We start from the raw sequence: 20502 nt of genomic DNA, 5'->3' as shown, positions 1-20502 counted from the left end.
TGGGGGCCATGGCGCAACGGACCCGGCTCGACGACGATCACTGCGCCATCGCGCAGGCCCTGGACGTGGTCGGCGACTGGTGGACCCTGCTGATCGTGCGCGACGCGGCGCGCGGTGTGCACCGCTTCGAGGAGCTGCAGCGCGAACTGGGCGTCTCCCGCAAGGTGTTGACCGAGCGCCTGCGGCTTCTGACGGAGGCGGGCGTGCTCGCACGCGTCCCCTACCAGGACCGCCCGGTGCGCCACGAGTACCGCCTGACGCCGCGCGGGCGCGCGCTGCTACCCGTCCTGGTCGCCCTCCAGGACTGGGGTGACACCTGGGTACTGGGAGAGGGAGAGACGATGGCGACCGCCGCGGAAGCGTCACTGGAGGCCCGGCGCGTGCACGAACTGCTCGGCACGCGCGTGCCGGAGCTCCAACTTGCAGGCCACGAAGGGGAGTTGCGCGACCCGGTGGCGACCGGCACGCCGTGGACCGTCCTGTACTGCTTCCCCGGCGCGTACGCCCGGCAGGACGCGTACCCGCCCGGCTGGGCCGGGATCCCCGGCGCGCGGGGCTGCACGCTGGAGTCGTGCACCTACCGCGACCGGCTCGCGGAATTCACCGCGGCGGGCGCCACGGTGCAGGGCGTGTCGTCCCAACGGCCGGACGAGCAGCGGGCGTTCGCCGAGAAGGAGGGCCTGCGCTTCCCGCTCCTGTCGGACGCCGGCCTGGCGCTCACGGCGGCCCTGCGCCTGCCGACGTTCCGCGCGGCGGGCGTGAGCCGGATGAAGCGGCTGACGCTGGTGGTGGACCGCGACCGGGTGGTGCGGGACGTGCAGTATCCGGTCACGGACGTCACGGCGAGCGTCGAGGCGGCCCTGGAGGCGGTCAAGTCCCTTGAGCCCCTATAAGCCCGCCGAACCCGCCCCAACCCTCAAGTCCCTCACCCGAGGAGACGGTTGAGCACCTCGCGGGCGTACTCCTCGTCGTACTCGCCGCCCGTCAGCAGCACCTGCAGGCTGATGCCGTCCATCAGGGCGACGAGGGCGCGGGCGGTGACCGGGTCGGTGCGGCGCACCAGGACGTCGGCGAGGCCCTGGCACCACTCGGCGGCCACGGGGCGCAGCGCGGGCCTGCGCAGGGCGGCGAGGTAGAGCTCGTACTCCAGCTCGACCCCGGACCGCTCCCCCGCGAACCACTCGCCGAGCACCCGGGCGAGCGCGCCCGCGAGATCCGCCTCCGGGTCCTCGAAGGCGCTGCTCGCCGCCATGACCTTCGCGAAGCCCTCGTTGCTCTGGCGCAGCGCGGCGACCATCAGCTCGTCGAGCGTCTTGAAGTGGTACGTGGTGGAGCCGAGCGGCACGTCGGCCTCGGCGGCGACCGAGCGGTGGGTGAGCCCGGCGATGCCCTTGGTGCCGACCACGCGGATCGCCGCGTCGATGATCCGCTGACGGCGCTCGGGATCGTAGCGACGGCCCATCAGTGCGCCCCGCCGAGGTTGAGCACGACGACCCCGATGATGACGAGCGCGATGCCCGCGATCTTGAGGGGGCTGGCCGACTCGCCCAGGAAGAGCATGCCGATCCCGGCGACGGCGGCGGTGCCGATCCCCGCCCAGATGGCATAGGCGGTGCCCACGGAGAGCGTCTTGAGGGTCTGCGCGAGCAGGGTGAAGGCGAGCAGATAGCCGGTGACGGTGATCAGGGAGGGCCACAGCTTGCTGAACCCCTCGCTGTACTTCATGGCGGTGGTCCCCGCCACCTCCGCCGCGATGGCCGCGGCCAGCAGTGCGTATCCCATGCGTACGAGTGTACATATCGTTGTGTACAGGCGTACGCAAACACGGAGTCCCGCACCGGTTAGGGTGACGCGATCACTGTGGGGGGCCACAGGGCGTACGACACGGACCATGGAGCGCAAGAGCGATGTCGGACACATCAGGGTGGGGACCGCAGCAGGGCCGGCAGGACCGGAACCCGCATCCGTATCCGCACGGCCGGCAGCCTTGCCCGCAAGGACCGCGGCCCTACCCCTGGGGCCCGCCTCCCCCGCCGCCCCCGAAACCGGGCGTCATACCCCTGGCTCCGCTCGGTGTCGACCAGGTCCTCGGCGGCGCCTTCGCCACCATGCGGCGTTACGCGAAGCCGCTGTTCGTCCCGGCACTCGCGGCCTACGCCGTGCTCGCCGTCATCATGGTCGCCGCGTTCGGCGTCGTGTACGCCGCGACGCGGGACGACGTCGACGCGCTCGGCGCCCGGGACTCCCCGGCCTGGGAGCACGTCCGACCGATCCTGTTCGCGTTCGGGGCCCTGTGGGTCCTCGCCACCCTCGGCGCCCTGGCCGTCAACTCGTTCGTGCAGGCCACCTGCGCGGCCACGCTGCACGACGCGGTGCTCGGCAGGGCGGCCGACGTCCGCGCCATGTGCCGCAGAGCCTGGTCGCGCACCCCTGCGGTGGCGGCCGTGACGCTGGTGCTCGCCCTGGTCCTGATGATGCCGGTGGGCGCGTTCGCCCTGCTCCTCTTCACCTTCGTCGCCCTGATCCTGGCCCAGACACTGATCCCCGTCATGCTGGTGTTCCCACTGCTGCTCGTGACGATCCCGCCGGCGGCCTGGCTGTACGTCCTGTTCGCCCTCGCCCCCGCGGCGGCCGTCCTGGAAGGGGCGGGCCCGTTCACCGCGCTGCGCCGCTCCGTACGCCTCGTACGCGGCGCCTGGTGGCGCACGTTCGGCATCTCGCTGCTCGCGGGGGCGATCGTGATGGTCGTGTCCCTGCTGTTCCAGCTGCCCCTGCAACTCGGCGCGCCCGAACCGACCGCGGTCGCCCCGGGCACCCCGGCCTCCGAGGTGTTCGTGGACCAGCTCCGCTCCCAGTCCGGCCTGTACGCCCTGGCAGGACTGCTCTGCACGCTCCTCGTCCAACTCCTCGCCGCGGTCTTCCTCCCCCTGGTGACGGCGCTCCTCTACCTGGACCGCCGCATCCGCAAGGAGGGCCTGGCCCACGCATTGGCGGAGGCGTCGGGGCAGTGAGGCCGTGAGGCTGTGAGCACGACGAAGCCCCCCGGGGATTGCCGGGGGGCTTCGCGGGTCCTGCGGGCTCGGTCGTTCTCCGACCTCGCCGTCCTTCTCAGACGTTGAACCCCAGCGCCCGCAGCTGCTCGCGGCCGTCGTCCGTGATCTTGTCCGGGCCCCACGGCGGCATCCAGACCCAGTTGATCCGGAGCTCGTTCACGATGCCCTCGGTCGCGGACTTCGCCTGGTCCTCGATGACGTCCGTCAGCGGGCAGGCCGCCGACGTCAGCGTCATGTCGATCGTCGCGATGTTCGCGTCGTCGATGTGCACGCCGTAGATCAGGCCGAGGTTGACGACGTCGATGCCCAGCTCGGGGTCGACGACGTCGTACAGCGCCTCGCGGACCTCTTCCTCCGAAGCGGGCTTCGTCGTGAGTGTCTCGTTCTCGCTCATGCCGTCTTCCTTTCAGCGGCCCCGTCGTTCTCGCCCAGTGCCTGGGCCGTCGCGTCCTTCCAGGCCATCCAGCTCAGCAGGGCGCACTTCACCCGCGCCGGGTACTTGGAGACCCCGGCGAACGCGACGGCGTCCTCCAGGACCTCCTCCATCGCGTCGTCCGGCTCCAGCTTGCCCTTGGACTGCATCAGCTCCAGGAAGACCTCCTGGATCTTCTGCGCGTCCGCGAGCTCCTTGCCGACAAGCAGGTCGTTCAGGACGGACGCGCTGGCCTGGCTGATGGAGCAGCCCTGGCCCTCGTACGACACGTCGGCGATCGTCGACCCGTCGTACTTCACCCGCAGCGTGATCTCGTCGCCGCACGTCGGGTTGACGTGGTGCACCTCGGCGTCGCCATCGCGCAGACCACGCCCGTGCGGGTGCTTGTAGTGGTCCAGGATGACTTCCTGGTACATCGAATCCAGCTTCACGTTCCCGGTCAGCCCCTCAGCCGAAGAAGTTCCGTACGTGCTCCAGGCCGTCGACGAGAGCATCGACCTCGCCGGGCGTGGAGTACAGATAGAACGACGCTCGCGTGGTCGCAGGAATTCCGTAGCGCAGGCAGACGGGGCGCGCGCAGTGGTGACCCACGCGGACCGCTATGCCCTGCTCGTCGAGGACCTGGCCCACGTCGTGCGGGTGGATGTCGCCGAGCGTGAAGGAGATCGCGGCACCGCGCTCCTCGGCCGTCGTCGGGCCGATGATGCGCAGGTCGGGCACCTCCAGGAGGCGCTTGACCGCGTACTCGGTGATCGCCTGCTCGTGCGCCGCGATCTTGTCCATGCCGATGGCCGAGAGGTAGTCCACGGCCGCGCCCAGGCCCACGGCCTGGGAGACCGGCGGGGTGCCGGCCTCGAACTTGTGCGGGGCGGGGGCGTACGTCGACGAGTTCATCGACACGGTCTCGATCATCTCGCCGCCGCCGAGGAAGGGCGGGAGGTCCTCCAGGAGCTCCTGCCGTCCCCACAGGACGCCGATGCCCGTGGGACCGCACATCTTGTGGCCCGTGAAGGCCACGAAGTCGGCCTGCAGCGCCTGCACGTCCAGCGGCATGTGCGGGGCGGCCTGCGAGGCGTCGATCAGGACGAGCGCGCCGACCTCCTGGGCGCGGCGCACGATGGCCTCGACCGGGTTGTGCGTGCCCAGGATGTTGGAGACGAGCACAAAGGAGACGATCTTCGTCTTCTCGGTGATGACCTCGTCGATGTTGGACAGGTCGAGCCGGCCGTCGTCGGTGAGACCGAACCACTTCAGCTTCGCGCCGGTGCGCTGCGAGAGCAGCTGCCACGGCACGATGTTGGAGTGGTGCTCCATCTCCGTGATGACGATCTCGGTCTCGTGGTCCACGCGGTAGGGCTCGTCGGCCCAGCCCAGCATGTTGGCCACGAGGTTCAGCGACTCCGAGGCGTTCTTGGTGAAGATCACCTCGTCGCGGCTGGGCGCGTTGATGAACGCCGCGACCTTGTCACGGGCGCCTTCGTACAGCGCCGTGGCCTCCTCGGCGAGGACGTGCACGCCGCGGTGAACGTTGGCGTTGTGCTGCTCGTAGTACTCGTTCAGTACGTCGAGGACCTGGCGCGGCGTCTGCGAGGTCGCCGCGTTGTCCAGGTACACGAGCTTCTTGCCGTCGTGGATCGTGCGATCCAGGATCGGGAAGTCCTTGCGGATCGCCTCGGTGTCGAGGAGGCCCGGCAGCTGTGTCACGCGACAGTCTCCTCTGAGTTCGCTCCGCTCACGGGGCCACCCTTCGTGTAGGCCTCGTAGCCCTCGGCCTCGAGCTTGTCGGCGAGCTCGGCGCCGCCGGACTCGGCGATGCGGCCGTTCGCGAAGACGTGCACGAAGTCGGGCTTGATGTAGCGCAGGATGCGCGTGTAGTGCGTGATCAGCAGGGTGCCGACCTCACCGGTCTCGCGGACGCGGTTGACGCCGTCGGAGACCTGGCGCAGCGCGTCGACGTCCAGGCCGGAGTCCGTCTCGTCGAGGATCGCGATCCGCGGCTTGAGGAGCTCCATCTGGAGGATCTCGTGGCGCTTCTTCTCGCCGCCGGAGAAGCCCTCGTTGACGTTGCGCTCGGCGAAGGCCGGGTCCATCTGGAGCTGCTCCATCGCGGACTTGACCTCCTTCACCCAGGTGCGCAGCTTGGGGGCCTCGCCGCGGATCGCCGTCGCCGACGTACGCAGGAAGTTGGAGACCGAGACGCCGGGGACCTCGACCGGGTACTGCATGGCGAGGAACATGCCGGCGCGGGCACGCTCGTCGACGGACATCTCCAGGACGTCCTCGCCGTCGAGGGTCACGGTGCCCTGCGTGATCGTGTACTTGGGGTGGCCCGCGATGGAGTAGGCGAGAGTCGACTTGCCGGAGCCGTTCGGGCCCATGATGGCGTGGGTCTCGCCCTGCTTCACGGTCAGGTCGACGCCCTTGAGGATCTCCTTGGTGGAGTTGTCGGCCTCGACGGTGACGTGCAGGTCCTTGATTTCAAGCGTTGCCATGGGTGCCTCAGGACTCCTGGGAAGGGGAGGCGTGCACGTCAACGAGTACATCGCCCCCTTCGATCTTTACGGGGTATACGGGGACGGGGCGCGTCGCGGGGAGGCCGGACGGCTTACCGGTGCGGAGGTCGAAGCTGGAGCCGTGCAGCCAGCACTCGATCTGGCAGTCCTCCACCTCGCCCTCGGAGAGGGAGACGTTCGCGTGCGAGCAGATGTCGTGGATCGCGTACACCTCGCCCTCGGTGTGGACGACCGAGACGGGCGTGCCGTCGAGTTCCACCCGCTTCGGGGTGTCCTCCTCCAGCTCGGTCAGTCCGCAGGCCCGGACGAACCGGGCTTGGTCGAGGCTCATGCGACGGTCGCCTCCAGCTCCTCTTCGATCTTCGCGATGAGGCGCTCCTCGACGTCGGGCAGGCCGATCTGCTGGACCAGCTCGGCGAAGAAGCCGCGGACGACGAGGCGCCGGGCGTCCTCCTCCGGGATGCCGCGCGACTGCAGGTAGAAGAGCTGCTCGTCGTCGAAGCGGCCGGTCGCCGAGGCGTGGCCCGCGCCGACGATCTCGCCGGTCTCGATCTCGAGGTTCGGCACCGAGTCGACCCGGGCGCCGTCGGTGAGCACGAGGTTGCGGTTCATCTCGTACGTGTCCGTGCCCTCGGCGGCGGCCTCGATGAGGACGTCGCCGATCCACACCGCGTGGGCCTCGTCGCCCTGGAGCGCGCCCTTGTAGACGACGTTGGACTTGCAGTGCGGGGTGTTGTGGTCGACCAGGAGGCGGTGCTCCTGGTGCTGGCCGGCGTCGGTGACGTACAGGCCGAAGAGCTCGGCCTCGCCGCCGGTGCCCGCGTAGTTCACGCGCGGGTGCAGGCGGACCACGTCACCGCCGAAGGTGACGACCACGGACTTGAAGGTGGCGTCGCGGCCGACCAGCGCGTTGTGCTGGGCGACGTGCACCGCCGTGTCGTCCCAGTCCTGGACGGAGACGACGGTGAGCTTGGCGCCGTCGCCGACGAGGAAGTCGACGTTGGCGGCGAGCACGGCGTCACCGGTGTGGTCGATGACGACCAGGGCCTCGGCGAACGCGCCCACCTCGACGACCTGGTGCGCGAAGGCGGTGCCGCCCTCGCCGTGCACGGCGATGCGGATCGGCTCACTCAGCACCGTCTCCTTGGGCACCGAGATGACCGAGGCCTTCTCGAACGAGGAGTAGGCCTGCGCGGCGACGCGGTCGACGGGCTTGCCCGCCTTGCCGACGCGCGCGTCGTCCCGGCCGACGGTCTCCTGGGTGACGCCCTCGGGGGCGCTCACCTCGACGCGGATGCCGCCGTCGGCGACCGCCGTGCCGTCGTGCAGGCCGCGCAGCCGCTCCAGCGGCGTGAACCGCCACTCCTCCTCGCGGCCGTGCGGGACCGGGAAGCTGTCCACGTCGTAGGACGGGGGAGCGCTCATGCGGGTGGCGACGGTGGACTCGGCGGCCACCGCGATGGACCCGGCGGTCGTCGACCCCAGCGGTGGGGGTCCCCCCTGGCCGAGCGAAGTCGAGGGCTTGGGGGAGTTCTGAGCCTCAGCCATGGCTGTCGTCGTGCTCTCTCTCTGCGTAAGAAGTCAGTCGCTGCGAAGGATGGTCGCCGGAATTAACCGACCGAACCCTCCATCTGCAGCTCGATCAGCCGGTTCAGCTCCAGGGCGTACTCCATGGGGAGCTCCTTGGCGATCGGCTCGACGAAGCCGCGCACGATCATCGCCATCGCCTCGAACTCCGTCATGCCGCGGCTCATCAGGTAGAAGAGCTGGTCGTCGGAGACCTTGGAGACGGTCGCCTCGTGGCCCATGGAGACGTCGTCCTCGCGGACGTCGACGTAGGGGTAGGTGTCCGAGCGGGAGATCGTGTCGACGAGCAGCGCGTCGCAGAGCACGTTCGACTTCGATCCGGCGGCGCCCTCACCGATCTCGACGAGGCCGCGGTACGACGTACGACCGCCGCCGCGGGCCACCGACTTGGAGACGATGTTGGAGGACGTGTTCGGCGCCATGTGGACCATCTTGGAGCCGGCGTCCTGGTGCTGGCCCTCGCCCGCGAAGGCGATGGACAGCGTCTCGCCCTTGGCGTGCTCGCCCATCAGGTAGACGGCCGGGTACTTCATGGTGACCTTGGAACCGATGTTGCCGTCGATCCACTCCATGGTCGCGCCCTCGTACGCCACGGCGCGCTTGGTGACCAGGTTGTAGACGTTGTTCGACCAGTTCTGGATCGTCGTGTAGCGGCAGCGGCCGCCCTTCTTCACGATGATCTCGACCACGGCGGAGTGCAGCGAGTCCGACTTGTAGATCGGCGCGGTGCAGCCCTCGACGTAGTGGACGTAGGCGTCCTCGTCGACGATGATCAGCGTCCGCTCGAACTGGCCCATGTTCTCCGTGTTGATGCGGAAGTAGGCCTGGAGCGGGATCTCGACGTGCACGCCCTTGGGGACGTAGATGAACGAGCCACCGGACCATACGGCGCTGTTCAGCGAGGCGAACTTGTTGTCGCCGACGGGGATGACCGTGCCGAAGTACTCCTTGAAGAGCTCCGGGTGCTCCTTCAGGGCGGTGTCCGTGTCGAGGAAGATGACGCCCTGCTCCTCCAGGTCCTCGCGGATCTGGTGGTAGACGACCTCGGACTCGTACTGGGCCGCGACACCGGCGACGAGGCGCTGCTTCTCCGCCTCGGGGATGCCGAGCTTGTCGTACGTGTTCTTGATGTCCTCGGGCAGGTCCTCCCAGGACTCCGCCTGCTTCTCCGTGGAGCGCACGAAGTACTTGATGTTGTCGAAGTCGATGCCCGAGAGGTCCGAGCCCCAGCTCGGCATGGGCTTCTTGTCGAAGAGGCGCAGGCCCTTGAGGCGGAGCTTGGTCATCCACTCCGGCTCGGACTTCTTGGCCGAGATGTCCCGGACGACGTCCTCGTTGATGCCGCGCCTGGCGGATGCGCCCGCCGTGTCGGAGTCGGCCCAGCCGTATTCGTACGTGCCCAGACCCTCGAGTTCGGGGTGGGCAGTCTCCTCGATAGGGAGCGTCATGCGGGGTTCCTCCCGGCCGTGCTTGCTGATGCTGGTGTGGTGGTCCGTGTGGTGCTGCTACCGCCGCTGCCGCTGTTGCCGCGCGGGATGAACGTCGTACAGACGCCGTCCCCGTGGGCGATCGTGGCAAGGCGCTGCACATGTGTGCCGAGCAGGCTGGAGAACATCTCGGTCTCCGCCTCGCACAGCTGCGGGAACTGCTCGGCGACATGGGCGACAGGGCAGTGGTGCTGGCAGAGCTGCTCACCGACCGGTGCGCTGCGCGCCGTAGCAGCGTACCCGTCGGCGGTCAATGCCCTGGCCAGAGCCTCGGTGCGCTGTTCGGCGGGTGCGGCGTCGATCGCCTTCTTGTACGTCTCCGCCTGGGCGGCGATGCGGTCCCGGGCGAAGGCGTCGACAGCACCCTCGCCGTGGCGCTCGGTGATCCACCGGAGCGCGTCCGCGGCCAGCTTGTCGTACGACTGGTCGAAGGCGTCGCGCCCACAGTCGGTCAGCGCGAAGACCTTGGCGGGTCGGCCCCGGGTCCTCGCCCCGTAGACCCGCTGCTCACGGGGTTCCACGACGTTCTCGTGGGCGAGGGCGTCGAGGTGGCGGCGGACGGCCGCCTGGGTGAGGCCGAGGCGCTTCGCGAGATCGGCGACGGTGGAGGGGCCGTGGTCCAGGATGGACCGCGCGACCCGGTTGCGCGTCGAACGCTCACCGGTCGCGAGTTCCTCCTGCGGAGCCTCGCCAACGTTTTTCACAACGCCATTGTTGCGTAATTCCTCAGAACCTGACAACCCGCGTCCGAAACGGCCCTTGGTGCGCTGCATCACTTAGGTAAACCTAAATTGACCTGCGGAAATGATCAGTGATCGATCAAATGGGTGGCGCCCGAGGAATACGTCCGCAAGACTCCTCAACCATGCCGACACCCCCTCTCACCGGCCCTTTGTGCACGCGCGAGTCGCTCGCCGACGACCTCCTGAGGCTCGGCGTCCGCCCCGGCGAGACGCTCCTCGCGCACACCTCGCTCAGCGCGCTCGGCTGGGTCAGCGGCGGCGCGGTCGCCGTCGTCCAGGCGCTCCTCGACGCCCTTGGCCCGGACGGCACGCTGGTGGTCCCCGCTCATACGGGTGACAACTCCGAGCCCTCGGCGTGGCGGAACCCGCCGGTGCCCGCGCAGTGGTGGCCGGTGCTGCGCGCGTCCCTCCCCGCGTACGACCCGCTGACCTACCCGTCCTTCGGCGTCGGCGTCGTCCCGGAGGCCGTGCGCACCTGGCCCGGGGCGCTGCGCAGCGCCAACCCGCAGACCTCGTTCGCGGCGCTCGGCCCGGCCGCCGCGACGATCACCGCAGGCCACGCCCGTGACTGCCGGCTCGGCGAGCGCAGCCCGCTGGCGCGCCTGGAGGAGGCGGGCGCCCGCGTCCTGCTGCTCGGCGCCGGGTACGACGCGTGCACCGCCTTCCATCTGGCCGAGTACCGCATCCCCGGCCCCGAGGTGGAGAACTCCTTCGCCGCCATGACGTCGCAGGGGCGCCGCTGGATGACGGTCCGGGAGCGCTCGATCTGCGAGGACGGCTTCGTGGAGCTCGGCGCGGCGTTCGAGAAGGGGGAGGGGGTGGGCGCCGCCGGAGAGCCCACCGGGGAGCCCGCCGCGACGGCCACGGTGGTGCGCGGGCTCGTCGGCGCCGCCGAGACGCGGCTCTTCCCGCTGGCGGACGCCGTCGCGTACGCGGAGCGGTGGCTGGCGGAGCACCGGCCGCGGCAGGTGTAGGCGACGGCGCCCGGAAGTGCCGGGAGCGCCGCCCCGCCGGTCCGGGGACCCGGCGCCGTCCCTAGACTGGCTCACCATGCGAAACGAGCCCGTCGTCCAGATCCGGAATCTGGTCAAGCGGTACGGAACCAAGACCGCGGTGGACGGTCTCGACCTGACGGCAGGAGCCGGCATCACCGCCGTCCTCGGGCCCAACGGCGCGGGCAAGACCACCACGATCGAGACCTGCGAGGGGTACCGGAAGCCGGACTCCGGCACCGTCCGGGTGCTCGGGCTCGACCCGGTCCGCGAGGCGCACGCGCTGCGGCCGCGCATCGGCGTGATGCTCCAGTCCGGCGGCGTCTACTCCGGCGCCCGCGCCGACGAGATGCTCCGCCACGTGGCCAAGCTGCACGCCCGCCCGCTCGACGTGCCGGCGCTCATCGAGCGGCTCGGCCTGGAGAGCTGCGGCCGCACCACCTACCGCAGGCTCTCCGGCGGCCAGCAGCAGCGCCTCGCGCTCGCCATGGCCGTGGTCGGCAGGCCCGACCTCGTCTTCCTCGACGAGCCGACCGCGGGCCTCGACCCGCAGGCGCGCCGGGCCACCTGGGACCTCGTACGCGATCTGCGCCGCGACGGCGTCGCCGTCATCCTCACCACGCACCACATGGACGAGGCCGAGGAGCTCTCCGACGACGTCGCGATCATCGACGCGGGCCGGGTCATCGCCCAGGGCAGCCCCGACGAGCTGTGCCGGGGCGGCGCCGAGAACACCCTGCGGTTCACCGGCCGCCCCGGGCTCGACGTCGGCTCGCTGCTCAAGGCGCTGCCCCCGGACTCGGCCGCCGCCGAACCGACCCCCGGCTCCTACCGGGTGAGCGGCACGATCGACCCGCAACTGCTCGCCACGGTCACGTCCTGGTGCGCCCAGCACGGGGTCATGCCGGACCGCATCTCGGTCGAACGCCACACGCTCGAGGACGTTTTTCTGGATCTCACCGGTAAGGAGTTGCGGTCATGACGCAGGCCCACTCGTCTTTCGGCCGGGGGTCCGGGGGTTGTCCCCCGGGACAGCACAGTCTGGAGCTCACGGGTAAGGAGCTGCGCGGATGAGCGCCGCCGGTACGTACACGCCGGAGCCGGGCGCCGCCCCGCTCCCCCGCATGATCGCCGCGCAGGCGGTCCTCGAGACGAAGATGCTGCTCCGCAACGGCGAACAGCTGCTCCTCACCGTCGTGATCCCGACGCTGCTGCTCGTCCTGTTCAGCTCGGTCGACATCGTCGACACGGGCGACGGCGACGCAGTCGACTTCCTCGCGCCCGGCATCCTCGCGCTCGCCGTCATGTCGACCGCGTTCACCGGTCAGGCCATCGCCACGGGCTTCGAGCGCCGTTACGGCGTGCTCAAGCGGCTCGGCGCGTCGCCGCTGCCGCGCTGGGGCCTGATGACGGCGAAGACCCTCTCGGTGCTCGTCACCGAGGTGCTGCAGGTCGTCCTGGTCACGGTCATCGCGTTCGCCCTCGGCTGGTCGCCGCACGGCAACCCCTTGTACGTACTCCTCCTCCTGGTCCTCGGCACGGCGGCCTTCTCCGGGCTCGGGCTGCTGATGGCGGGGACCCTCAAGGCCGAGGCGACGCTCGCGGCGGCCAACCTCGTCTTCCTGCTGCTCCTGATGGGCGGCGGCGTGATCGTCCCCCTCGACAAGTTCCCCGACGCGGCCCGGACGGTGCTCGGCCTGCTCCCCGTCTCGGCCCTCTCGGACGGCCTGCGGGACGTGCTGCGGCACGGCGCGGGCATGCCCTGGGGCGACCTCGGCATCCTCGCGGTGTGGGCGGTGCTCGGGCTCGGCGCGGCGGCGAAGTTCTTCCGCTGGGAGTAAGGGGGCGGCGCCGGACGCCGCCTGGTCCTCGGGGCGACCTCTGGTGGTTCGTCTGCGGGCCGGTGGGGGCTGATCGCGCAGTTCCCCGCGCCCCTGAGTGGTCCTCCCCCGGTCGTCCTGGGGGGCCGTCCACGGGGGCGGTGCTGCGGTCTGCGCAGGGGCGCGGGGAACTGCGCGACAAGCCCCCACGGACCCGCAGACACAGCCCCGCAAGGAAGAGGGACGTCACCCTCACAGCGTGCCCGGCTCAGGACCACCCCAGGGGCGCGGGGAACTGCGCGACCAGCCCCCACGGACCCGCAGACGCAGCCCCGCAAGGAAGAGGGACGTCACCCTCACAGCGTGCCCGGCTCAGGACCACCCCAGGGGCGCGGGGAACTGCGCGACCAGCCCCCACCGACCCGCACCCGAAAGACGCCCCCCGGCGGGAACACGCCCCCCCGGCGCGAATGACGTGAGCGCGCAGCGGGCACTCCCGTTGCGTGGCCGACACCTCCGAGTTACCCGGACCGCGCCGGGCGCGCGCCCTGCAGCCGCTCCTGCACGACGTGGTGATCTGCGTCGCGGCGCCCGCCTTCACCGCGTCGCCCCGCGACGGCCAGCTCCGCGGGGCGCGGGCCGACGGCTTCTACGACCACGACCGGCGGCTCCTGCACACCCTGCGGCTGCTGCTCGACGGCCGTGAGCCCGAGCCCGTCGGCGTCCAGCCGCTCGGCCCCGACCGGGTCCGCTTCACCGCCGTGCACCGCTACCCGGGCGACGGGACGGACGACCCCACACTGATCGTCGAGCGGGTGCGCGCCGCCGGGCAGGGCGAGACGCTGCTGCTGCGCAACGTCGGCACCGTCACGCGCGTCCTGCGCGTCGATCTGACGGCCGCCACCGATCTGGCCGACATCGCCGACGTCAAGCGCGGGATCACCGGGCGGGCCGTGCGCCCGCACGCCGACCGCACCGGTCCCGCCCTCTCCTGGCGCTCCGCCACCGGCCGTGCGCGGCTCCGCGCCGTCGAGTGCCCCGAGCCCCCAAAGACGTCGGCGGACCCGGCCGGCGGCACCTTCGGCTGGCCCCGGGTCGAGTTGGCGCCCGGCGACTGCTGGCGGGTCCGGCTCGCCGTCACGGGCCGCGCCGTCCCGGCCCCGCCGGGCCACCCGGTCGCCGCGTCCCCGCACGTGCCCTGGTCGGACCCGGTGATCCACGGCGACCGCCGCCTGGTCGGCCTGGTCCGCCAGGGCCTCGCGGACCTACGGGCCCTACGCCTCGCGGACGGGTCTCGGCACGCGGACCACCCGGAACCCGCAACCACCCCGCGGCACGCGGACGGTGCCGGTCACCGGCCTCCCGCACCCCACGACGACCAGTTCATCGCGGCCGGCTGCCCCTGGTATCTGACGCTCTTCGGCCGGGACTCGATCTGGTCGGCGCGCATGCTGCTGCCGCTCGGCACCGATCTGGCCCGCGGCACCCTGTGGACCCTCGCCCGCCGGCAGGGCACCGTCCACGACGACTTCCGCGAGGAGGCGCCGGGCCGGATCCTGCACGAGCTGCGGCCCGCGGAGTCCCGGCACGGCCACGGGCTCCGCCTCCCCGCCCACTACTACGGCTCCGTCGACGCGACCCCGCTCTTCGTCTCGCTCCTGGTGGACGCCTGGCGCTGGGGCCTGCCCCCGGCCGACGTCGAGGGCCTGCTGCCGTACGCGGAGCGCGCGATGGACTGGATCATCGGCACCTGCGCCAAGGACGGGGACGGCCTGCTGCGCTACTACCCCCGCCCCGGCGGCCTGCTCCACCAGTCCTGGAAGGACTCCACCGACGCGGTGCGCGACGCGGCAGGACGCCGCATCGAGCCGCCGCTGGCCCTCTGCGAGGTGCAGGGATACGCGTACGAGGCGGCCGCCGGGCTCGCCGATCTGCTGGCCGCGCGGGGCGCGACGGAGCGGGCCCGCGCACTGCGCGACTGGGCCGCGGCCCTCCGCGACCGGTTCGCCGACGCGTTCTGGATCGACGGCAAGGACGGGCCCGCCGCCCGCTACGTCGCCATCGCGGTCGGCCGCGACCTCGACCCGGTCAGCGGCCCCGCGTCCAACATGGGCCAGCTGCTCGCCACCGGCATCCTCGACGCGGACGGCTGCGCCGACGTCGCCGCCTGGCTCGCCGCACCGGAGCTGAACTCCGGCTGGGGCCTGCGCAGCCGGTCGGCCGCCGTGCCCGGCTTCAACCCGATGAGCTACCACGGCGGTTCGGTGTGGACCCACGACACGGCGATCGCCGTGCAGGGCCTGTGCGCGGCGGGCCGCCCCACCGAAGCCGCGGCCCTCGCCGACGGCCTGCTCGACGCGGCGGTGCACTTCTCGTACCGGATGCCGGAGCTGTACGGCGGCGACGCGCGTACCGACACCTCCCCCGCGCCGCTCGCCTACCCGGCCGCCTGCCGCCCGCAGGGCTGGTCCGCGGCGTCCGGCGTCGCCGTGCTCGCGGCCCTGCTCGGCCTGCGCCCGGACGCCCCGCGCCGCCTGCTCACCGTGCGCCCGCTCCCCCCGGACCTGCTCGGCCCGCTCACGGTGTCGGGGCTGCGCCTCGCGGGCGCGGACCTCTCCGTACGGGTCGACCGGGAGGGGCGTACGACGGTGGCGGGTCTGCCGCCGGAGTGGCGGATCGGCACTGGAGCGGACGGCGACGGCGACGGCGACGGGTGAGCGCGCGGGCGCCGGTTCAGACACCGGCGCGGGCGCCGGTCCTGATCCCGTCGGCTGACGCTCCGTCCGCTCGGCCGAGGAGCCTGCGGTACTCGCGCTGCATCTGCTTCAGATAGATCTCACGCAGGTCGAAGTGGTCACCGACATGGGCCCGGCCGCGCAGCCCCATCTCCCGGCCCGTCGCGCGGTGGTCGAGCAGATGGGCGAGGCGCCGGGCGAGTTGCTCCTCGTCGCGTCCGGGCACCAGGTATCCGATCACCCCGTCGCCGTCGACGCCTTCGTCGAGCCCGCCCATCCGGGTCACCACGACGGGCCGCGCGGCCGCCATCGCCTCCAGGGGCGCGAGTCCCATCGGCTCGTCGAAGACCGAGGGGTAGACGACGACCGTGGACCGCGCGTAGAGATCCGGCATTTGCTCGACGCCCGCCTCCACGAATTGCACGTACGAGGTGAGACCGCGCCGCTCGATCTGCTTTTCGAGGCTTTCCCGGAATCCGATCTTCTCGCCGTGGAAATCGACGGTCCGGTGCGTGTCGGTGAGGACGAGTCGCGGTTCGAATGCGCACATGCCGCGCCCGACGATCAGGTCGAGTGCGGCCACCGCGAGCTCCGCCCCCTTGTCGGGGATCAGACGCGCGGGCAACAGGACGGTGCCGGGGCCCGGTTCCGCGTCGAGCGGGGCGAGCGTCGTGTACGGGGCGGTGTCGATGCCCAGATAGGTGCGCTCGGCGCGGACTCCGAGCACGTCGGCGCAGGCGCTCCGCAGGAACTCCGAGACCGCGTAATGCCCGTCCCACTCGCCCGCCGTGAGCGTGGAATCCCGGCTTCCCGGCTTGCCCCAGATGCTGTGGTACGTGTGGCAGAGCACGAGCCGGTGCGGCTCCCGCAGCGCCTCCAGGGCCTTGGCCGGGGCGGCGCTGAAGTGGTGCAGGTTGTGTCCGTGCACGACGCGGATCCCGCGCTCGGCGAGGATCTCGGCGAACCACCGGGTGAGTCTGGCCAGGTCGGCCGGATCGCGCTCGACCCGGGCGAGGTCGAGCGCCGGGTGGGTGAGCACCTCGACACCGGGTTGACCCGGGCTCTGCGCGCCGGGCGTGCCGGTCAGGACGGTGACACGGTTTCCCTGCGCCGCCAACAGCCGCGAATAGTCCCATAGGTGGGATTCCACCCCGCCCACACAGGGCGGAAACGACCAGTGGACCAGTGCGACATGCATCCCGACTCCCGGGGGTTGATCCTTTGCGTCGAGATCCATTTCGCCTCCGTGCCGTCGAATCCGCGAAGCGCAGATGCTAGTCCCAGATTCCGCTGCGGAGATATTCCGGCGAGCACCGGTTTTCCCGGAGAATGGGACTGTACTGCGCCAAGGGTGGACGGGGCAGCCGAGGGGGAACTGATGTCCGTATTGATTTCTGGTTTATTCGTCGGTGCCCGCAAGCGGTTCGTCCTGACGCGCCGACGTCTGAATGCCACCCTGAAGCGGCTCGCCGCCGGCGTCACCGCCCTCTCGGGTGTGGCGGTCGCCTTGGTCGCGCTGCTGAAGGACAAGACGAACGGGCCGATGATGTGGGCCCTGATCACCGTCATCGTGCTGGTGATGGTCTCCCTCGTCGTCATGGCCGCCCCGGCCCCCGGCCGCACCGCCGAGGGCGCCGCCACGACCGCCACCCCGCCCAACAACCTCCCCTTCCGCTCCCGCTACTTCGTGGGCCGTGAGACGGAGATGGCCCGGATCGAACAGACCCTGCGCCCCGGCAAGGGCCCCCGGGGCCGGCGCGTCGGCGTGCTGCACGGCACCGGCGGCATCGGAAAGTCCCAGCTGGCCACGGCGTACGCCCACGAGAAGCTGGAGGAGCACACCCTCACCCGCTGGCTCAACGCCACCAGCGCCGACCGGCTCCTGTGCGACCTGCTCGAACTCGCCGCGCTGATCGGCATCGCGTACCACGAGTCCAAGACCGTCGTCCTGTCCCGGCTGTGGAGCTGGCTGCGCGACCACCCTGACTGGCTCCTGATCTACGACAACGTCCAGCTGGAGGAGGTGGAGGGGCACGGCGAAGGACCCATCGACCGGCATCTGCAACTCCAGCCCTTGCTGCCGCCCGAGGGAGCCGGCGAGGTGCTCATCACCACGCAGCTGCGCGAGGGCTGGACGGGCCTGTGCCCCGAACCGATCGAACTCACCGTGTACGACGAGGCCGACGGCATGGCCTTCCTGCGGCTCAGGACCGGGTCGCACGCCGACGAGCGGCTCGCCCGGCTCGGCCGGCTGCTCGGCTGGCAGCCGCTCGCCCTGGAGCAGGCCGGCGCGTACATCGAGCAGGCCGAGATCCATGTGGAGAGCGAGGACTTCGAGGACTATCTGCACCGGCTCTCGGAGCAGACCGCGGACAGCGACGCCAAGACGTTCGAGCTGGCCATCGAGCGGATCGGCGTGCAGCAGCCGGCCGCCGAGGACCTGCTGCGGCTCTGTTCCTTCCTCGCCTCCGAGGACGTGCCCCGCACCATGCTGTTCCGCTACCGCTCGGTCCTGCCCGACCGGCTGCGCCTGGTGATGGAGGACCAGCTGGCCTTCACCCGGCTCGTCCTCAAGCTCGTCCACCACTCCCTCATGACCCGCCAGGGCGACGGCCGCACGGAACCGGTGACGTACGGCATCCACCCCCGGGTGCAGATCTTCATCCGCTCCCGGCTCACCGGCCACGAGCGCCTGGAGTGGTCGCAGGCCGCGGTCCGGCTCATCGAGGCCGCCTTCCCGCTCGTCCCCGAGCAGCTCGACTCACGGGTCGCCTGCGAGCGGCTGATGCCGCACGTCGACGCGGTGACCGCCGAACCCGCCTGGGCCGACGACAGCGACGGCGACCTGGGCGCCGCGCGGGACCCGGAGGGCCTGGTGCGGCTGCTGCACCGGGCCGGCAGCTACCAGAGCCACCGCTGCGACTGGAAGAGCGCCCTGGCCTTCTTCAACCGCGAGGTGGAGCTGCGCCGGCTCGGCACCGGCTCCGACCACAGCCTGGCCACGGCCCACCTCGCCATCGCCCGCCAGCACTACTACCTCGCCCACCTGGACGCCGCGGAGGCCGCCTGCGGCCGGGCGCTCGCGCTGTGCGACTCCCACAAGGACGACGACGCCTTCCAGCAGGTGCGGGCGCAGTGCTGCCGGCAGTTCGGCGGCATCCTGCGCGAGCGCAACCGGTTCCGGGAGGCGAGCGGCTATCTGGAGACCGCGCTGCGGATCTACGAGCACCAGGGCTCCGGCTGGGAGGTCGTCGACTGGGCCGTCACCGAACAGGAGGCCGGCATGATCCACCGCAACGCGGGCCGGCTCTCCGAGGCGCTCGACTGCTACCGCAGGGCCGGCGAGCTGGTCCGCAGCGGCGGCTCCACCGGCCTGGAGGAGCACGTGGTCTTCCACGCCATGCTCCGCCGCGACGCCGGCATCGTCGCGCAGGACCGCGGCGACCTGGACACCGCGGAGCGCGAGCTGACGGCCGCGCACACCGTCTTCCGCAGCAAGCGCGGCGAGGAGGACTTCGAGACCGCGCAGGTCGCCAAGTTCCTCGCGGACGTGCTGCGCCGCAAGGGCCAGCAGTGCAGGGCCGCGTCCCGGCACGCCCGCGGCCCGCTGCGCAAGCGCCGCCTGCGCGCGCAGTCCCAGGCCCAGCTGACGGCGGCGCACGCGCTCCTCGGCCCCGTCGTGACCCTGCTGGGCGAGCGCCGCGCGACCGAGGCGCACACCTACGCCGCCTGCCTCAACAAGCTCGGCTCGCTGCAATGGGCGCAGGGCCACACCACCAAGGCCATCGGCACGCTCCGCGAGGCCGAGGAGATCTACGTCACCGCGTACGGCCCCGACCACCACTACCGGGCGAAGACGCTCTCCCGGCTCGGGCCCGTGCTGCGCGCCGCGGGCCACCGGGACCGCGCCGAGCAGGCGCTGCGCACCGCGGAGCGCATCTTCGTGGTCAGCCTGGGCGAGGACCACCCCTCACTCGTCGCGGTGTACGCCTTCCTCGCCGACTGCGCCGCGGACCCGGCCGACGCGGCGGAGCTGCGCGCCAGGGCCGACCGCATCCACCGGTCGCTCTGGGACAACTCGTCCCCCTCGTGAAGAGATGCACAAGCGGCCCCCTACGATGGTGCGCGTGCCAAACGTGACCCGAGCCGACATCGCCTCCGCCGCGCGGAACCCGCTCGCCTTCATCGCCGAGCGCTGGACCCCGACGCAGCGGACCGTCCAGCAGGCGGCCCTGATCTCCCTCGTCATGACGGTGGTCATCGTGGTGACCGGCGGCGCCGTCCGGCTGACCGGTTCGGGGCTCGGCTGCCCGACCTGGCCCAAGTGCACCGAGGAGTCCCTGACCGCGACGCACGAGATGGGCTTCCACGGCGTCGTCGAGTTCGGCAACCGCATGCTGACGTACGTGCTGTGCGCGGTCGTCGGCTGGGCGATCATCGCGGCCCGCTCGCAGAAGCCGATGCGGCGCAGCGTCACCCGGCTCGGCTGGATGCAGTTCTGGCTGGTGATGGGCAACGCCGTGCTCGGCGGAATCGTCGTCCTCGTGGGCCTGAACCCCTGGACGGTCGCGGCGCACTTCCTGCTCTCCACCGCCCTGACCGCGGTCGCGGTCGTGATGTGGCAGCGGACCCGCGAGGGCGACTCCGAGCCGCGCCCGCTGGTCGGCAAGGCCGTGGCGCAGCTCGTCTGGGTCCTGGTCGGGGTCTCCGTGCTGCTGATCGCCATGGGCACGATCGTCACGGGTTCGGGGCGGCACGCGGGCGACTCCAGCGACGTCCCGCGGATGGGCTTCGACTGGGAGTCGGTCAGCAAGCTGCACGCGGTCCTCGCCTGGATCGTGGTGACGCTGGCGTTCGCCCTGTGGTTCGTCCTCAAGGCGGTCGACGCGCCGCCCGGCCCGCTGGGCCGTACCCGCCAGCTCTTCCTGGTCCTCCTGGCGCAGGGCGCGATCGGCTACGTCCAGTACTTCACGGACACGCCCGAGATCCTGGTCGGCGTGCACATGTTGGGCTCGTGTCTGGTGTGGATCGCCGTGATGCGCGTCCTGCTCGCGATGCGGGAGCGCCCGCTCACCACGGCCGACGTGCCCGCCCAGGCCGACGACTCACGCCTGTCCGCCGTCTGAGCCGGCCGCACCG

At 71.3% G+C, this 20502-nt stretch carries 19 protein-coding genes; 8 read left to right on the top strand and 11 right to left on the bottom strand.

What is annotated here, in order from left to right:
* The first annotated feature begins 8 nt into the window (after positions 1 to 8).
* A complete protein-coding gene (locus tag ACFYO9_RS31060) occupies positions 9 to 893 on the top strand; it encodes a winged helix-turn-helix transcriptional regulator (protein WP_358777646.1) in 885 nt (294 codons plus the stop codon).
* 32 nt (positions 894 to 925) lie between these two features.
* Here the strand turns inward: ACFYO9_RS31060 and ACFYO9_RS31055 are convergent, their stop codons facing one another.
* Both ACFYO9_RS31055 and ACFYO9_RS31050 read right to left on the bottom strand, forming a co-directional pair.
* On the bottom strand, positions 926 to 1462 hold the full coding sequence (locus tag ACFYO9_RS31055) for a TetR family transcriptional regulator (RefSeq protein WP_358777645.1): 537 nt from the start codon (positions 1460 to 1462) through the stop codon (positions 926 to 928).
* Complete coding sequence (locus ACFYO9_RS31050; protein WP_355818005.1) at positions 1462 to 1782, bottom strand: multidrug efflux SMR transporter; 321 nt, start codon at positions 1780 to 1782, stop codon at positions 1462 to 1464. The genes ACFYO9_RS31055 and ACFYO9_RS31050 overlap by 1 nt, the downstream gene beginning before the upstream one ends.
* A gap of 125 nt (positions 1783 to 1907) precedes the next feature.
* On the opposite strand from ACFYO9_RS31050, the gene ACFYO9_RS31045 reads away from it, so the two are divergent.
* Positions 1908 to 3011, top strand: a complete 1104-nt coding sequence (locus ACFYO9_RS31045) for an oxidoreductase (RefSeq protein ID WP_358777644.1) — start codon at positions 1908 to 1910, stop codon at positions 3009 to 3011.
* Positions 3012 to 3108: 97 nt separating this feature from the next.
* Here ACFYO9_RS31045 and ACFYO9_RS31040 read toward each other — a convergent pair whose 3' ends face one another.
* The 8 genes from ACFYO9_RS31040 to ACFYO9_RS31005 all read right to left on the bottom strand — a co-directional run bounded on the left by ACFYO9_RS31040 (position 3109) and on the right by ACFYO9_RS31005 (position 9777).
* Positions 3109 to 3447: a metal-sulfur cluster assembly factor gene (locus ACFYO9_RS31040; RefSeq protein ID WP_030358830.1), complete on the bottom strand. Its 339-nt coding sequence runs from the start codon at positions 3445 to 3447 to the stop codon at positions 3109 to 3111.
* A complete protein-coding gene (gene sufU, locus ACFYO9_RS31035) occupies positions 3444 to 3917 on the bottom strand; it encodes a Fe-S cluster assembly sulfur transfer protein SufU (RefSeq protein ID WP_355818000.1) in 474 nt (157 codons plus the stop codon). The genes ACFYO9_RS31040 and sufU overlap by 4 nt, the downstream gene beginning before the upstream one ends.
* A gap of 16 nt (positions 3918 to 3933) precedes the next feature.
* A complete protein-coding gene (locus tag ACFYO9_RS31030) occupies positions 3934 to 5190 on the bottom strand; it encodes a cysteine desulfurase (RefSeq protein WP_355817997.1) in 1257 nt (418 codons plus the stop codon).
* Complete coding sequence (gene sufC / locus ACFYO9_RS31025; protein ID WP_355817995.1) at positions 5187 to 5978, bottom strand: Fe-S cluster assembly ATPase SufC; 792 nt, start codon at positions 5976 to 5978, stop codon at positions 5187 to 5189. Before sufC ends, ACFYO9_RS31030 begins: the two co-directional genes overlap by 4 nt.
* A gap of 7 nt (positions 5979 to 5985) precedes the next feature.
* Positions 5986 to 6330 carry a bifunctional 3-phenylpropionate/cinnamic acid dioxygenase ferredoxin subunit gene (locus tag ACFYO9_RS31020; RefSeq protein WP_358777643.1) on the bottom strand — a complete coding sequence of 115 codons (345 nt, stop codon included), beginning with the start codon at positions 6328 to 6330 and terminating at the stop codon, positions 5986 to 5988.
* Positions 6327 to 7547: a Fe-S cluster assembly protein SufD gene (gene sufD, locus ACFYO9_RS31015; RefSeq protein ID WP_355817989.1), complete on the bottom strand. Its 1221-nt coding sequence runs from the start codon at positions 7545 to 7547 to the stop codon at positions 6327 to 6329. The genes ACFYO9_RS31020 and sufD overlap by 4 nt, the downstream gene beginning before the upstream one ends.
* A 62-nt stretch (positions 7548 to 7609) precedes the next feature.
* Positions 7610 to 9034: a Fe-S cluster assembly protein SufB gene (sufB, locus tag ACFYO9_RS31010; protein WP_355817986.1), complete on the bottom strand. Its 1425-nt coding sequence runs from the start codon at positions 9032 to 9034 to the stop codon at positions 7610 to 7612.
* Positions 9031 to 9777 (bottom strand): metalloregulator ArsR/SmtB family transcription factor, encoded by a 747-nt coding sequence (locus ACFYO9_RS31005; protein ID WP_355817983.1) that lies wholly within the window; start codon positions 9775 to 9777, stop codon positions 9031 to 9033. The genes sufB and ACFYO9_RS31005 overlap by 4 nt, the downstream gene beginning before the upstream one ends.
* A 161-nt stretch (positions 9778 to 9938) precedes the next feature.
* On the opposite strand from ACFYO9_RS31005, the gene ACFYO9_RS31000 reads away from it, so the two are divergent.
* From ACFYO9_RS31000 to ACFYO9_RS30985, 4 genes are all read left to right on the top strand, one after another.
* The gene (locus ACFYO9_RS31000) at positions 9939 to 10790 is read left to right on the top strand and encodes an AAC(3) family N-acetyltransferase (RefSeq protein ID WP_358777642.1); all 852 of its coding nucleotides are present in this window, start codon (positions 9939 to 9941) and stop codon (positions 10788 to 10790) included.
* Positions 10791 to 10866: 76 nt separating this feature from the next.
* Positions 10867 to 11790 carry an ABC transporter ATP-binding protein gene (locus ACFYO9_RS30995; protein WP_355817978.1) on the top strand — a complete coding sequence of 308 codons (924 nt, stop codon included), beginning with the start codon at positions 10867 to 10869 and terminating at the stop codon, positions 11788 to 11790.
* An 88-nt stretch (positions 11791 to 11878) separates the two neighbouring features.
* Positions 11879 to 12649 carry an ABC transporter permease gene (locus ACFYO9_RS30990; protein WP_358777641.1) on the top strand — a complete coding sequence of 257 codons (771 nt, stop codon included), beginning with the start codon at positions 11879 to 11881 and terminating at the stop codon, positions 12647 to 12649.
* 482 nt (positions 12650 to 13131) lie between these two features.
* On the top strand, positions 13132 to 15345 hold the full coding sequence (locus ACFYO9_RS30985; protein ID WP_358777640.1) for a glycogen debranching N-terminal domain-containing protein: 2214 nt from the start codon (positions 13132 to 13134) through the stop codon (positions 15343 to 15345).
* A gap of 16 nt (positions 15346 to 15361) precedes the next feature.
* Here ACFYO9_RS30985 and ACFYO9_RS30980 read toward each other — a convergent pair whose 3' ends face one another.
* A complete protein-coding gene (locus tag ACFYO9_RS30980) occupies positions 15362 to 16561 on the bottom strand; it encodes a glycosyltransferase family 4 protein (protein ID WP_358777639.1) in 1200 nt (399 codons plus the stop codon).
* Between the two features lie 180 nt (positions 16562 to 16741).
* On the opposite strand from ACFYO9_RS30980, the gene ACFYO9_RS30975 reads away from it, so the two are divergent.
* Positions 16742 to 19456, top strand: coding sequence for a tetratricopeptide repeat protein (locus ACFYO9_RS30975; RefSeq protein ID WP_358777638.1), 2715 nt, complete (start codon positions 16742 to 16744; stop codon positions 19454 to 19456).
* A gap of 4 nt (positions 19457 to 19460) precedes the next feature.
* Positions 19461 to 20489, top strand: a complete 1029-nt coding sequence (locus tag ACFYO9_RS30970; RefSeq protein ID WP_355817965.1) for a COX15/CtaA family protein — start codon at positions 19461 to 19463, stop codon at positions 20487 to 20489.
* Positions 20490 to 20502 lie beyond the last annotated feature (13 nt).

This window comes from Streptomyces sp. NPDC005863, from assembly GCF_042871345.1.
GTDB lineage: Bacteria > Actinomycetota > Actinomycetes > Streptomycetales > Streptomycetaceae > Streptomyces.
Note: the sequence above shows the minus strand (reverse complement) of the source record. Positions and strands in the feature narration are given on the sequence as shown.